Source organism: Pseudarthrobacter sp. MDT1-56 (genome assembly GCF_059383555.1).
In genome coordinates this window covers 124,014-138,682 of the sequence record NZ_JBWZCK010000004.1, presented here as the reverse complement: position 1 = coordinate 138,682, position 14,669 = coordinate 124,014, and the positions used below count along the sequence as shown (strand labels likewise).

The 14,669-nt window shown below is 67.4% G+C and carries 12 protein-coding genes; 5 read left to right on the top strand and 7 right to left on the bottom strand.

Annotated features, from left to right (window positions below):
• Position 1: 1 nt before the first annotated feature.
• Positions 2-658 (bottom strand): response regulator, encoded by a 657-nt coding sequence (locus AC50YC_RS07320; protein WP_494952893.1) that lies wholly within the window; start codon positions 656-658, stop codon positions 2-4.
• Entirely contained in the window at positions 655-1,989 is a 1,335-nt protein-coding gene (locus AC50YC_RS07315) for a sensor histidine kinase (RefSeq protein WP_494952892.1), read from the bottom strand. Before AC50YC_RS07315 ends, AC50YC_RS07320 begins: the two co-directional genes overlap by 4 nt.
• 186 nt (positions 1,990-2,175) lie before the next feature.
• Here AC50YC_RS07315 and AC50YC_RS07310 point away from each other — a divergent pair, with 186 nt between their 5' ends.
• Both AC50YC_RS07310 and AC50YC_RS07305 read left to right on the top strand, forming a co-directional pair.
• Complete coding sequence (locus AC50YC_RS07310) at positions 2,176-3,270, top strand: ABC transporter permease (protein WP_494952891.1); 1,095 nt, start codon at positions 2,176-2,178, stop codon at positions 3,268-3,270.
• Positions 3,271-3,317: 47 nt separating this feature from the next.
• Positions 3,318-4,019: an ABC transporter ATP-binding protein gene (locus tag AC50YC_RS07305; RefSeq protein WP_494952890.1), complete on the top strand. Its 702-nt coding sequence runs from the start codon at positions 3,318-3,320 to the stop codon at positions 4,017-4,019.
• A 26-nt stretch (positions 4,020-4,045) separates the two neighbouring features.
• Here AC50YC_RS07305 and AC50YC_RS07300 read toward each other — a convergent pair whose 3' ends face one another.
• The 5 genes from AC50YC_RS07300 to AC50YC_RS07280 form a co-directional block, all read right to left on the bottom strand.
• On the bottom strand, positions 4,046-5,485 hold the full coding sequence (locus AC50YC_RS07300; protein ID WP_494952889.1) for a phytoene desaturase family protein: 1,440 nt from the start codon (positions 5,483-5,485) through the stop codon (positions 4,046-4,048).
• A complete protein-coding gene (locus tag AC50YC_RS07295; protein ID WP_494952888.1) occupies positions 5,478-6,947 on the bottom strand; it encodes a glycosyltransferase family 87 protein in 1,470 nt (489 codons plus the stop codon). Before AC50YC_RS07295 ends, AC50YC_RS07300 begins: the two co-directional genes overlap by 8 nt.
• A 172-nt stretch (positions 6,948-7,119) precedes the next feature.
• The gene (locus tag AC50YC_RS07290; RefSeq protein ID WP_494952887.1) at positions 7,120-7,260 is read right to left on the bottom strand and encodes a hypothetical protein; all 141 of its coding nucleotides are present in this window, start codon (positions 7,258-7,260) and stop codon (positions 7,120-7,122) included.
• A 651-nt stretch (positions 7,261-7,911) separates the two neighbouring features.
• Positions 7,912-8,496 (bottom strand): histidine phosphatase family protein, encoded by a 585-nt coding sequence (locus AC50YC_RS07285; protein ID WP_494952886.1) that lies wholly within the window; start codon positions 8,494-8,496, stop codon positions 7,912-7,914.
• Entirely contained in the window at positions 8,497-9,963 is a 1,467-nt protein-coding gene (locus tag AC50YC_RS07280) for a CCA tRNA nucleotidyltransferase (RefSeq protein WP_494952885.1), read from the bottom strand.
• A 170-nt stretch (positions 9,964-10,133) separates the two neighbouring features.
• Here AC50YC_RS07280 and AC50YC_RS07275 point away from each other — a divergent pair, with 170 nt between their 5' ends.
• The 3 genes from AC50YC_RS07275 to AC50YC_RS07265 all read left to right on the top strand — a co-directional run bounded on the left by AC50YC_RS07275 (position 10,134) and on the right by AC50YC_RS07265 (position 14,571).
• Complete coding sequence (locus AC50YC_RS07275; RefSeq protein WP_442784527.1) at positions 10,134-10,682, top strand: NUDIX hydrolase; 549 nt, start codon at positions 10,134-10,136, stop codon at positions 10,680-10,682.
• 69 nt (positions 10,683-10,751) lie between these two features.
• Positions 10,752-12,794, top strand: coding sequence for a murein biosynthesis integral membrane protein MurJ (murJ, locus tag AC50YC_RS07270; protein WP_494952884.1), 2,043 nt, complete (start codon positions 10,752-10,754; stop codon positions 12,792-12,794).
• Positions 12,795-12,966: 172 nt separating this feature from the next.
• Positions 12,967-14,571, top strand: coding sequence for an ABC transporter substrate-binding protein (locus AC50YC_RS07265; protein WP_494952883.1), 1,605 nt, complete (start codon positions 12,967-12,969; stop codon positions 14,569-14,571).
• The last annotated feature ends 98 nt before the right edge of the window (positions 14,572-14,669 follow it).

Below are 14,669 nucleotides of genomic sequence, written 5' to 3'. Positions count from 1 at the left end.
CTCAGAAGCGCCGGATGATCCTGCGCTGCGCGGCCACGGAGATCGCGGCCGTGCGGTTGTCCACCCCGAGCTTGCCGTAGATGTGCACGAGGTGGGTTTTGACCGTTGCCTCGGAGATGAACAGCTGTTTGGCGATGGCCCGGTTGCCCAGGCCGGTGGCAAGCAGCTCCAGCAGCTGGATTTCGCGCGTGGACAGGACGGGTTCGGGATTGCGGATCCGCCCCATCAGCCGTGCGGCCACCTCGGGAGCCAGCGCGGTCTGGCCGGCGGCGGCGGAGAGCACCGCCTGGCGGATCTGTTCCGGCGGGGCGTCCTTGAGCATGTAGCCGCTCGCTCCGGCTTCCACCGCCGCAAGGATATCGGCGTCGGAGTCATAGGTGGTGAGGATGAGCACGGGCGGGGCCGGCTGGCCGGCCTCGCCCGCTTTGATCCTGCCGGTCGCCGTGACACCGTCCATGCCGGTCCCCATCTGCAGATCCATCAGGACGACGTCGGCCGGCTCGCCGAGGATGTGGAGCCGGGAGAGCTCTGCGAGGGCCGCGCCGCCGTCGGCCGCTTCGGCGACGACGGTGATGCCCTCGAAATCGCTCAGCATGGCCCTCAGGCCGGCCCGGACCACCGGGTGGTCGTCGACCAGCAGGACGCGGATATCCTTCACGACTCACTCCCCGCCCGGGGGTCCCCTAGCGGGAGCCGGATGGCCACCACCGTGCCTTCGCCGGGGGCGGACTCGATGTCCAGGCTGCCGGCCAGGGCCGAGACCCGGTCCTGGAGCGATCTCAGCCCGTAGCCCGAGCCGTCGGGGCGCCCTGCGGGGTCCGTGACCGCGGAGGGGTCGAAGCCCGCGCCGTCGTCATAGATATCCATCGCCACTTCGCTGCCCAGGAAGGACAGGGTCACGACGGCGGTGTCCGCCTTGGCGTGCACCCACACGTTCGCGAGGCTTGCCTGCGCGGCCCGCAGCAGGGTGGTGCGGTACGGATTGGGCAGGTCCAACGGGGTGCCCTCAAGGTCGAAGCGGCAGCGCAGCTTGGTGCCGCGGGCGGCTGCCTCGGTTTCAGTCTTTTCGCAGAGCCGGCGCAGGCTGTTCACCAGCGGATCCTCCGGCGGGCTCCCCGCCGGATTCTCCGCCAGGACGGGAGGCTGCAGGCCGCGGACGAAGCTGCGGGCCTCGGCAAGATTGGCCGAGGCAGTCTCCTGGACCGTCCGGAGCCGGTCCCGGGCCGTGGCGGTGTCCCCGTCATCGAGGGACTTTTCCGCCGAACGGCCCATCAGCACGATGCTGGAGAAGCCCTGGGCCAGGGTGTCGTGGATTTCGCGGGCCAGCCGTGCCCGTTCGGCCAGCGTGCCGGCGTCGTGCTGGCTGCGGGCAAGTTCGGCACGGGTGCGGCGCAGCTCCTCGGCGGCGAGCCGCTGTTTTTCGGCCTCCAGATACAGCGCCCGGTACGCCAGCCCGGTGACCACCGCAAAGGCAGCCCCGAACGCCGGTCCCAGCACCATCGGCAACTGCAGGGCGCCGCCGCCCGCGCCAGTGTTGTGGAACCAGAGCGCCACGATAACCAGCACGGTGCTCAGCGCGATCGCCGGCAGCGCCAGCCGCAGCGGCAACACGTGCAGCTGCAGGAAGAAGAGCGGGAACGCCAGCCACACGAAGTCGGCGCTGGCCCAGATCAACAGCAGCCAGAGCAGGCAGACGGTCCCCAGCCACAGCTGCGAATACGGCCGGGGATCGAACCGGGACGGATCCGTGGCGTGGCGTTTCTCCAGGACGGTGCCCAGCACGTAGACGGCGGCGAGAACCAGCGCGAGGCCCAGGATGAGCCAGTTGGTGCCCTGCAGCCCCGTGCCGAGCAGCCGGACCAGGGCGACGAGCAGCAGGACGGCGAAGCCAGTGTGCAGGCACACCCGCAGGACACGCAGGATCACCGCGGCATCCGGCGTGTCGGCTGTGGTGGTCTCTGCCGGGCCGCTGCGGGCCTTGTCATCCATGACTTCAGCGTAATGCCGTGCCGGTCCGGTTCCGGTGGAAATGGCCGCCGCCGGGCCACTATCAACCTTTTGGTTGACCCGCGGGTCAACCACTCCGGCCCGCAGCCTCAACCACGCAGGCGATGCCGGCGGCGCTTCGCAGCGGAAGGCTTGGAACAAGGCCACAACCCCTCGAAAAGGACTCCCATGTATCTCGCTCTCCGCGACCTCCGCTTCGCCAAAGGACGCTTTGTTCTGATGGGCGGAGTCGTCGCGCTCATCACCCTGCTGCTCGTGCTGCTGTCCGGACTCACCGCGGGGCTGGGCAACCAGTCGACGTCGGCCCTCGCTGCACTGCCCGCGGACCAGATTGTCTTCGGGGCTCCCGCCGGAGACAGTGCCAAGGCGTCGTTCACCGAGTCCGAGGTCACCCGCGGGCAATGGTCGGCGTGGGCTGCCCGGGAGGGCGTGGCGCACGCCGAACTGCTGGGCATCAGCCAGAGCCGGTTCCAGGCGGTTGGCCCCGCGGGCAGCCCGACCGGCACGGCCAGCGTGGCAGTGTTCGGGACCGACGGCACCGGCCTGGCTCCAGCCCCTGTGGCCGAGGGAACGGTCGTGGTCGGCAGCAGCCTGGCCGAGGAACTCGATCTGCGGGCCGGCAGCCCCGCCACGGTGGGCGGAACCGAACTCACTGTCTCCGCCGTCGTCCCGGACCAGTGGTACTCCCACACCGGAGTCGTCTGGACCACCCTCGCCGACTGGCGGACGCTGGCCCGCATCGCTGGCACTGAAGCCGCAGCGACCGTCATCGCCGTCACCTCCGAGGACGGGCAGACGCTCGACGCCGATGCCGCCAACGCAGCGGCCGGGACCGTGAGCACCACCCGGGACGGATCGTTCCAGGCCCTGGGATCCTACAAAAGCGAAAATGGCTCCCTGCTGCTCATGCAGGCCTTCCTGTACGGCATCTCGGCCCTGGTCATCGTGGCATTCCTGACGGTGTGGACGGTGCAGCGCACCCGGGATATCGCGGTCCTCAAGGCCCTCGGCGGATCCTCCGGCTACGTCCTCAAGGACGCCATGGTCCAGGCGGCGATCGTACTACTCGCCGGGGCTGCGACCGGGGGTGCCGCCGGTGTGGCCGGCGGAGTCCTCGCCGCCGGGGCTGCCCCGGTCCTGCTGACCCCGCAGACCATCGTGCTTCCGGTAGCGGGCATCGTGGTGCTCGGACTGGCCGGCGCAGCCCTGGCGGTCCGCAGCATCACCCGGGTGGATCCGCTCCTGGCCCTCGGCGGCAATTAACCCTGCACTGCACCCGGACCTAGAACATTCCTTGAAAGGCATACACCGTGAATACCGCCCTGAACCTCGTCAACGTCACCCTGGAATACCCCGACGGCGACGGCACCCTCAAAGCGCTCGACAACGTCAACCTCAAGGTCGCCGCGGGGGAATTCCTGTCCCTGGTGGGACCCTCCGGGTCGGGTAAGTCGTCCCTGCTGGCCGTCGCCGCCACCCTCGTGAGGCCCACCGCAGGTCTCGTCGTCATCGGCGGAATCGACGCCGGTGGACTGTCCGAGGCGGAGCGCACATCACTACGCCGGGACCGGATCGGCATCATCTTCCAGCAGCCGAACCTGCTGCCATCCCTGACCGCTCTGGAGCAGTTGGTGATCAGGGACCACCTGCGCGGCAAGCCGGCGAGGGAGGCCACGCACCGCGCCGCCGCACTCCTGGACCTCGTTGGCCTGGGCCCGGCAGCCGGGAAACGGCCACACCAGCTCTCCGGAGGCCAGAGGCAGCGGGTCAACATTGCCCGTGCCCTGATGGGGGACCCCGCCGTGCTCCTGGTGGATGAACCAACAGCCGCCCTGGACCATGAACGCAGCGAGGCGATTGTACGGCTGCTGCGCCAGGTCACGGACGAGTTCGGGGTGGCGAGCGTGATGGTCACCCATGACACCGGTTTCGTCCCGCTGACGGACACGGTCGCGAGCATGCGCGACGGCTTGCTCTCCGCCCTGCAGCCGGTCAGTCCTGCCCTGGCCTGAGGCTCTGGCCCGGGGCGCTGGACGCCCTAAAGCCGGAGGGATGGCACCGCGAGGCCAAATATGTCCTTCAGGGCATATTTGGCGGCGTGGAATCCCGGCATTCCGGTCACTCCCGGCCCCGGCGGCGTGGAGGAGGAACAGAGGTACACGCCGCGCATCGGGGTGCGCCAGGGGACCGGGCCCAGGACGGGCCGCCGGATGAGCCCGCGGAGGTCCATCAGACCAGCGCTGAAGTCCCCGCCGACGTAGTTCTCGTTGTACACGCCCAGCTCGGCCGCCGTCGTGACGTGATGGCCGAGGACAAGGTCGCGGAATCCGGGCGCGAAGCGCTCCAGCTGGGCCGTCACGGCCTCAGCCATGTCCACGCTGGAACCGGCCGGCACGTGGCAGTAGCTCCACAGAATATGCCGGCCCGCGGGTGCTCGTCCGGCGTCGAAGCCCGAAGGCTGGGAGGCCAGGACATAGGGCCGTTCCGGATGCCGCCCCGCCGCGACGAGGTTTTCCGCCTCGGCCATCTCCGCACGGGTGCCGCCCACGTGGACCGTTCCGGCGTCGGCCAGTCCGGGCGCCGCCCACGGGACCGGCCCGGAAAGGATGAAATCGACCTTGCAGGCCGCGTTTCCGAACCGGTACGCCTCCAGGGCACGGCGGTACCGCTCCGGGAGCCTGCCTTCCGCCAGTCGCAGCAATCCGGGCGGCGCCACGTCCAGCAGTGTGGCGCGGACCGGGGGCAGCTCCGCCAGGGATCCGATCCGTGCCCCGGTTTCCACCGCCCCGCCGTGCGCTTCAATGTCAGCCACCATGGCCTGCGCGATTGCCGCGGAGCCGCCCATCGGAACCGGCCAACCGACCGTGTGCGCCAGGGTCCCCAGCATGAGGCCCGCCCCGGCGGGAGCGGGGGAAGGGAGTCGCCCCACCGCGTGCGCGGCGACCCCGGTCAGCAGCGCCGGCGCCAGCTCCTCCCGGAACCTCAGCCCCCACAGCGGCGAGCCCTGCTCCAGGACCCTTGCACCGAACAGGGCGGCCGCCACCGGGTCGCGCGGGATCCGCAGGAGCTGGTTCAGCGTCAGGTCCGTGATGCCTTCGGCGCGCTGCACGAGCGGGGCCATCAGCTTTCCAAAGGCGGCGCCATCGCGCCCCAGGCCGGCAACCGTGCGCTCGAGTGAGCGGTACGCCAGCGCCGCCCGGCCGCCATCGAGCGGTGTGCCGTAGGAGACCTCGGGAACCTCAAGCCGGATCCGCCGGGACAGCTCGAACTGCCGGAAGAACGGCGAGGCAAGGGCCATCGGGTGCACGGCCGAGCAGACATCGTGAAAGTGGCCGGGTTCCATGAGTTCCGCGGTGCGCAGCCCGCCGCCCGGGGTGGGCGCCGCCTCGTAGACGTGCACCTTCAGTCCGGCGCGGGCGAGGGTCACCGCCGCGGCGAGCCCGTTCGGTCCTGATCCGACGACGGCGACATCAGGCATCCGCGGGCACCTTCCGCCAGGGCAGCACTGACGCCGCGGGGCGCAGCAGGTCCACCCGCAGCCGGTCCGGGACGCCTTCGAACGGACCGCCTTGCGGATCATCCATCCCGTACCGGCGGATCACGTCATGGCTGGGGTCCCAGATTTCCCAGGCCACCCGCATCATCAGGTAACCGGTGGCGATCATGTGGAAGACCACGGCGAGGACGTAGTAGGGCATATCAATATTGTGCTGGGAGACGCCGCCGCTCGTCACCTGCCCCAGGTACATCCAGACGGCCGCCCAATGCAGAGCCTCGAAGGTCTGCCAGATCAGGAAGTCGCGCCAGCGCGGCCGTGCCAGGGCAAGCAGCGGGATAAGCCAGATGACGAACTGGGGTGAGTAGACCTTGTTGGTCAGGATGAACGCGGCCACGATCAGGAAGACGAGCTGCGCGAGCCGGGGCCGCCGGGGCGCGGCCAGTGCCAGCGCCCCGATCAGCACACAGGCCAGCACAAAGAGGTTCAAGGCGAGGGTGTTGATGGACTCGGGCTGCAGGGGGAGCCAGCCCAGCCGGCCGGCCACGAGGTTGTAGGCAAACCAGGGCGAGCTGTAGCCGGCGGGCCGGTCCTCGGTGAACTGGTAAAAGTATTTCCAGCCTTCGGGGTTGACGGCGGCGACCGGGACGTTGACGGCCAGCCACGCGGCGGCGGCGGCGGCAGCGGTAACCAGGATCGCCCGGATCCTCCCGGTGCGCAGGGCCAGGAGCAAAACCGCGCCAAGGATCAGGACCGGGTAGAGCTTGGTTGCGGTGCCCAGCCCGATGAAGATCCCGGCGAGCACGAGTTTGTTCCGGGAGAAGCAGTACATGCCAAGGGCCAGCAGCCCAACCGCCCACATGTCCCAGTTGATGGTGCCGGCCAGGATGATGCCGGGGGCCACTGCCACCATGGCGGCGTCCCACGGCCGGCGGCGGGCCATCCGTGCTGTGGCGAGTACCGTGACGATCCAGACGGCCAGGATCAGGGCGGCATTGATGTCGAAGTAGGCCAGGATGCGGCCGGCCGAGACGCCCTCGCCGGGGACTAGCAGGGCCGTGGCGCCGGCGATGAAGCCCATAAGCACGGGGTATTCGAAGAACGTCCCCTGCGTGATGAAGGGGAAGGCACCGTCGCCGAGGCCGCGGTTCTTGAACAGTTCCGAAAAGTCCGAATAGCAGGTCGCATAGAACTGCCCCGGGGTTTCCCAGCCGGTGTTGCGGCAGTAAGACTTGAGCAGGATGCCGATCACGGCAGCCAGCACGGTGAGCAGGATCAGGACGCGTTCCACGGTGAAAAATCCGGGGGAGACGACGCCGGGGGCAGAGCGGCGGCCCATGGGTCCACCGATCAGTTCCGTGAAGTTCCTCAGCAGGGGGTCGCTGCGGCTCGGGATGACCAGTCGGACACGTCTGCGGTGTTCCGGCGGCTTTGTCTCCTGCATGTCCCCGAGCTTACCGGGGCGGCTGCGGGTGCCCGTGCTGCGCCGGGCCTGTCGTTAGAGAGTGCTCAAAACAGGAGCTTAAAAGGAAGAGCCCACGCGTCGCCGCGTGGGCTCCCTGCGGATCAGTTCCGAGGTCAGTCATCAGTTCCTCCTTCGATGGCCTGGCCCTGCCTCAGCGGATGAGGCCCATCTGGTGCATAACGACGTAGACGTCTTCACGCTTCTGGTCGAGGAGTTGTCCGTTGAACAGCGTCGTGTGCCTTGGGGCCGGTTTGAGGGCCCGGCGCAGGATTTTCTGGAGTTTCTGCTTCATGGTAGTCACCTCCCGCCGCCGGCTCGTGCTGCGTGGTCGGGCTGTGGTGCTGACAATTGTCACGATGGACCTTTCATTGGTGCAGCTGGAAATGGTGGTGTAATTGGGCATGCCAATTAGGGCCTCTGTGAATTGAGGAAGAAAAGGCCGAATTTGGGCATGCGAATACCCGGCGCTAATTAGAAAGTTTTGCGAAAGCGACCGGAGGCCCCTGGACGCGGAATGCCGCAACCCCAACAAGAAGCTGGGTTCCGAACTTTGGGGATGCTGCGTAACCGCGTGGGTCCGCCTGGGTCAGTCCGCTGTCACGGTGCACCCCGGAAAGGGAGCCCCGGTATCGCCTAGGCTCCGGGTCCTAGGTCAGAAACCAGGGCACGGGCGGAAGGGTCAGGAGGCAGTGGGGCCGAAATTTGGGCGCGGTTCAGCGACAGAGGCCGGGGTGGCGGTGATGGAGTACATCCATCCGCTAGTCAAAGTAATCATTTCTCCCAACCTCCTTTTCTGTTATGCCGTGGCTCCGGCTGACTGGCCGGGCGACGCGCGCCTCGACCCCGGCAGGACGCTCTGGGGTCAGAAATAAAAATACACTATGAATGCAGCACTTGACTACCGCATTCATAAACTTCTTTGAAGTTATTTAATAAACCGTATTTATAGGCCCCAGCGGACCACTGCCGGGGTCTTCTTGTCCCAGCCGAGCGTGCAGACTTTCGCGGTTCCCAGGATGAAGTGCCGGCCCTCATGGGGATCGAGTCCCAGCCACCGGGCGGTGAGGATCCGGGAAAAGTGTCCATGGGCCACGACCAGCACGTTGTCCAGGCCGGATTCCAGCACCCGTGCCACGATCTTGTCCGCGCGAGCGGCGACGTCGTCTAAGGCTTCGCCGTTCGGCACGCCGTGGGTCCAGATCAGGTATTCCGGGTTGTCCTTGCGGATGAGGTCTGAGCTGATGCCCTCGTAGTCGCCGTAGTCCCACTCGACCGCGAGCGGCTCCAGCTGGGCGTCGGGGAAGCCGGCGAGTTCCGCGGTGCGGCGGGCCCGCCGCAACGGAGACGTCAGCACCAGGTCAAAGTCGACGGTGTCGAGCACCTTGCGTGCCTCCACGGACTGCTGTTCACCCTCCACGGTGAGCGGGAGGTCGGTGAGGCCGGTGTACTGGCCGCTCTTGGACCACTCCGTTTCGCCGTGCCGCAGGATCCACAGCTGCGGGCGGGGGCCGTTGGAAGGTGCAATCACTTAGGACTCCTCAGTTGAGAGTGCGACGGCGGACTCGGGCTGGGCAGCCCACCATTCGTGCAGTTTGGCCTCGGCGACGGCGGGATCCAGTGGGCCGTGCTCCATTCGTTCCTCCAGCAGGAATTTGTAGGCGCGCCCGACGACCGGGCCGGGCTTGAGTCCCAGGAGTTCCATGATCCGACCACCGTCGAGGTCAGGGCGGACGGCCTCCAGCGATTCCTGTTCCCGCAGGGCCGCGATCCGGGCCTCGAGATCGTCGTAGGCGAAGGCCAGCCGCTCGGCCTTGCGCTGGTTGCGGGTGGTCACGTCCGAGCGGGTCAGCCGGTGCAGCCGCTCGAGCAGCGGACCGGCATCGGTGACATAGCGGCGGACAGCCGAATCGCTCCAGCCGGCATCGCCGTAGCCGTAGAAGCGCATGTGCAGTTCCACCAGCTTCGCCACGGCCTTGATCGTGTCGTTGTCGAAGCGCAGTGCCTTCATCCGTTTTGCGGTCAGTTTCGACCCGACCATGTCGTGGTGCCGGAAGCTCACCGCGCCGCCCGGTTCGAATCGGCGCGTGGCCGGCTTCCCGACGTCGTGCATCAAGGCTGCGAACCGCAGCACAAAGTCCGGACCGGGCACGGCGCCGTCCGCACCCGATTCGAGCGCGGCGGCCTGCTCCAGGACCTGGAGCGAGTGCTGGTAAACGTCCTTGTGCCGGTGGTGCTCATCGGACTCCAGCCGCAGGGCGGAGACCTCGGGCAGCACAAAGTCAGCGAGGCCCGTGTCCACGAGCAGGTCCACCCCGGCCCGGGGGTGTGCCGCGCAGATGAGCTTGACCAGCTCCTCGCGGACACGTTCCGCCGAGATCATGGTGATCCGTTCCGCCATCCGGGACATCGCGGCGCGGACGTCCTCGTGCACCGTGATCCCCAGCTGGGCGGCGAAGCGGGCGGCGCGCATCATGCGCAGTGGATCATCGGAGAAGGAGGATTCCGGGGCGCCCGGGGTGGCGAGGATGGAAGCGTGGAGGTCGCGGACTCCTCCGAAAGGATCCACTAGTTCCAGCCCGGGCAGGCGCAGCGCCATGGCGTTGATCGTGAAGTCCCGGCGCAGCAGGTCATCCGTCAGCGACTTGCCGAACGCGACCACGGGTTTCCGGGAGTCGGGATCGTAGGCCTCGGCGCGGTACGTGGTGATTTCGATTTGGAAGCCGGCCTTGCGCATCCCGATGGTGCCGAAGGCGCGCCCGATTTCCCAGTAGTTGTCAGCCCACTTCCTGATCAGGGCGACCGTCTGGTCCGGGGTGGCGTCGGTGGTGAAGTCCAGGTCGGGGGACACCCGGCCCAGGAACAGGTCGCGCACGGGTCCGCCCACCAGGGAGAGTTCGTGGCCGGCGTCGACAAACCGCTGCCCGAGCTCCAGAACAACAGGGTCTACCTGGAAATCAACGGTGTGCGAGTCAGTCTTGTGATGTGCGTGCGCCATAGTTTCTTAAGCTTGTCAGAAATCCCGGCCAGCACCACACCGAATGCTCCCCAAGTCCGGCCGCTGGCACCGAAACCGCGGACGGAACGGGCGATCCACTTTCCCGGCCGTCCACTTTCCTGCCATGTTTAGGTCATCAAGTACGGACAAGAGTCGTTAGAGTGGACTTCATGGCCCATCCCGTACCGAGCGCTCCAGGCAGGAGGACAAACGCACCGTTGCCGTCGGCAATCGGTGCCAATGTCGCGCCGGTGCAGCACTCCGGACAGGCCTCCCTCCCCACCGTGGAGGAAATCTCCGCCGGCGGCGTTGTGGTGGATACTTCCGACGCCGAACTCCGGGTTGCGATTATTGCCCGCCTTAATCGCGGCGGGCGGCTGGAATGGTGCCTGCCCAAGGGCCATCCGGAGGGCAAGGAAAGCAACGAGGAAGCCGCCGTGCGTGAGATCGCGGAGGAAACCGGCATCGAGGGCAAGATCCTCGCGCCGCTGGGGAGCATCGACTACTGGTTCACGGTCAGCGGGCACCGCGTCCACAAGACCGTTCACCACTACCTGCTGCAGGCCACGGGCGGGGAACTGACGATCGAGAATGATCCGGACAAGGAGGCGGTGGACGTCGCCTGGGTTCCCATCCATGAGCTGGCCCGGAAGCTTTCCTTCCCGAATGAGCGCCGCATCGCCGACCTCGCCAAGGAAGTTCTGCCGGAACACCGTTAGTGCCAGAGAATCCCCTTTATCGGTCGCGGATAGCGCCTAAAGCCCTGCCCGGGTGAGACGATGAAGACGATGTCATCAGCCAAACCCACCCCCGCGCACTCCGGCCCCGCCGATTCCGCAGCCGTCCAATCCGGAGAAGTCCGTTCCAGCGCCATCATGGCCGCCGGAACGCTGGTCTCGCGTTTCCTGGGCTTCGCCAAGACCTGGATGCTGGCGGCCGCCCTCGGTCTGGGCTCCACGGTCAACGACACGTTCATCAACGCGAACAACCTGCCGAACCTGATCTTCCTGCTGGTGGCGGGCGGCGTCTTCAATGCCGTGCTGGTGCCCCAGATCATTAAGGCCAGCAAGGCTCCGGACAAGGGTGCGGACTACATCAGCCGGCTGCTGACGCTGGCTGTGCTGGTGCTGCTGGCTCTCACGCTGGCAGTGACGCTGCTGGCACCGTGGGTCATCCAACTGACGACGCAGGGCTATTCACCGGAGCAGAAGGCCCTCGCGGTGTCCTTCGCGTTCTGGTGCCTTCCCCAGATCTTCTTCTACGGCCTGTACGCCCTGCTGACCCAGGTGCTCAACGCCCACGGCGCGTTCGGGCCCGCGATGTGGGCTCCGATCCTGAACAACATTGTCGCAATCGCGGGCCTCGGCATGTTCATCTGGACCTTCGGCGCCAATGTGGCCAACCCCCACACCTTGGACACCTGGGACTCCACCCAGACGCTCCTGGTCGCCGGATTCTCCACCATCGGCGTGATTGCCCAGACCGCCATCCTGCTGGTCCCGGTGTTCCGGCTCCGGCTCGGGCTGCGGCCGCGTTTCGGCTGGCGCGGGGTCGGACTGGGCCAGGCCGCCAAGCTGAGCGTCTGGACCCTGGCGACGGCCGCCGTCGGCCAGCTGGCGTTCCTCTATGTCATGCGCATCGCCACGATCCCGGGCGCGGAACGGCTGCGGCTGGAACAGGCAGGGGACCCGGCCGCCGACACGCTCCCGGGCAACGCCGTGCTGGAAGTGGCGAGCCAGCTGTACCTGCTCCCGCACTCGATCATTGCGCTGTCGCTGGCCACCGTGCTGTTCAACCGGATGACCCGGGCCTCGCAGGATGGGGACCACGCCGCGCTGCGCAACGCGCTTTCCCACGGACTCCGCACCATGGCCGTGGCCACGGTGTTCGGTGCCCTGGCCCTGTTCGCGCTGGCCGGACCGCTGGGCATGTTCTTCTCCGGCGGGGTGCCCCAGGACGGCGTCATGCTCGCGCAGACGCTGACCATCCTGGCCCTCAGCACACCGTTCATGAGCGCCAACTTCATGATGTCCCGCGTGTTCTACGCCAATGAGGACGCCCGGACACCGTTCTTCATCCAGCTGGTGCTGGCCCTCGTGAACGTGGTTGCCGCCTTCTCGATCCAGTTCCTGCCGTTCGATCAGATCATCTTCGCCATCGCCGTCCTCTACACCGGCGGCAATATCCTGTCCGTGATCGTCAGCGCGATCTTCCTGCGCCGGCTGCTGGGACATTTGGACGGCCCGCGGATCGCCAACGCCTATATCCGGATGGGCTACGCCGCGCTGGGTTCCGCGCTGGCCGGCGCCGTGGCTCTGTGGCTGCTGGGCAGCTACAGCCGGGATGGCTTCGCCTGGAGCACCCCTGCCGCCGCGCTGGTGACGATCGTCGTCGTCGGGCCCGTTATGCTCGCGGCCTACCTGCTGCTGCTGAAGCTCTTCCGGGTGACCGAGCTGAGCGACCTGCTGCAGCCGCTGCTGGGGCGCCTGCGCCGCCGGTCGGCTGCGGAGCCCAGCGGAGACCTGCCCGACGGCGCCGCGGCAGCGCGGACGAGGCCGGAACGTGCCACTGTCTCGGTGGATACCGGACTCATTCCAAGGATCTCCGGGGAATTCGATGCCGCGTCCTTCCGCGCGGGTCCTGACCTGGACGAACAGGACGAACGGGCCGGACGCGCCGGGCCGGAAGGCGGCTACCTGCCCGCCGAGGACCTGCCCAGCACCGCGGAGGGCGGCCTGGACGGCGATGTCCCACTGCCTGGGCGCAGGACCTACCAGGGCCCCGCCGGGCGAAACCCCAATTTTCCGTTCGGCGGCAAGAAGAAAAAATAGTAACCGGCGGGGTTCGCGGGGCCGTGCTTCCGTGGCCGGGACCGTGCATCGGCTAGGATCGAAGACTAACAAGGGGAGTTGCAGACCAGGGGTCCACCGGCTTTACCGGACGGCCTGCGGTCACTGATGAAGTGATCAGCTCGGCAGCTCCCGGACAGTCTAGGAGGAGCCCGTGTCCCACCCGATCGATGTCGGATCAGTACTAGGTGGCCGTTATAAGGTCACTGCCACTGTACTGACCTCACATGACCAGGATCTGGTGCTGGACGGCGTGGACCAGGTGCTTAACCGTGCCGTGAGCATCCTTGTGGCCGGCCCCGGCAATGCCGAGCAGGTGGCACAGAGTGCCCGGGAAGTCGCCACGGGGGAGCGCCCCGGCACCGTGCAGATCCTCGATCTGGGTGTCAGCGACGACACGACTTACCTCATCACCAACCACACCTCGGCCGCTGACCTGCTGGACCTGGTGGTCTCGTCCAACCCGCCCTACATCGAGCCGTTCTTCACGGACACGCTGGGCAGCGAAATCTTCGGTCAGCCTCGCTCCCACGAGCCCGAAACCTATGACGGCCTCTACGACGAAGAAGAAGTCGACGCGGGGTACATCAACTACGGGCAGAAGCAGCAGCCAGCCGCCCCGGCGCAAAAGGCCAAGCCGGTAGTACCGCCGGTTTCCCCGGCCCGCCCGCCTTTGCGTCCGGCCACCTCGCCCGCAGCCGGCGCTGGGGCTGCTGGCGCCGTCGGCGCCGCGGGACTTGCCAGCGGCGCCGCAGGTGCAGCGGCGGCATCCTCCAAGGAGAAGTCTCCCGAAACCGCCCCCCAGGAGGCCGCCCCTCACGTAACGGCACCCCAGCCGGTTCAGGGTGGCTCCCCGGCATCCAGTGCACGTGACTCCACGCCGCCGGCGCCTGCCGAAACACCCAAGGTCTCGCTGTGGTCAGACGACGACTACGAGCGCCCCGCCCCCGACAGCGGACGAACTTCCCAGCAGGGTAAAGCACCGGCGTTGGCCGCCGCGGCCGGAGGTGCCTCCGCCGACCGTGCCCCCGGGTTCTTCCCGGGCTCCGCCCGGAACAGCGACTCCGCGGCAGACGACGAGTACGAAGGCACGGACGAAAAACCTCAGCGCGAGCCCCGCTCCATGCGGTGGCTGGTTGGCGGACTGCTGGCCGCGGTTCTCGTAGTCGGTTTAGTTCTTGCTGTCACCAATCTTGGCAGTCTCTTCAAGTCCACTCCGGAGACCGTCGCAGGGGACCCTTCGTCCACCAGTACGCCCGGTACAACCGCGTCGGCAGCGCCCTCCGGCACTGCCAGCCCCGCGCCAGCCGCCGGTCCGCCCGTCATTGAGGACGTCACGCGGCTGGGCAACTTCGATTTTGCCGGTACCTATGACGGTGACCTGGTCAAGACCTTCGACGGCAATGCCGCCAGCTACTGGTCGGACATGGAATTCGCCACGGACAACTGGGGTGGCCTGGCCGCCGAGGTTCCGCTCGTCGTCAAGCTTGAGAGCCCTGCTAAGGTCTCCTCAGTGACGCTGAGCCAACTAGGGGCCTCCGGCGGCAGCATCAGCGTCTACACCAACGACCGTCCGTCCCTCGAGGGCGCCAAGCAGGTTGGCAGCAACAGCTTCACCTCCCCGGATCTGACGATGTCCCTGCAGGAGCCCACCACCGCGCAGTATGTCATCGTCTCCATCAAGAACCTGCCCAAGCTGGCCGCGCCGAAAACCCGCTACGGGTTTGGCCTTCGCCTGGCGGAGATCAAGGTCCAGTAGCGGTCCGAAACCATGGCAGGAGTGGGCTTGCCTCGGTGCCCGGACGGTATCCCAAGCCTCGTTGTCCTCCCGTGACGCCCAGTCCCGCCGGAATATTC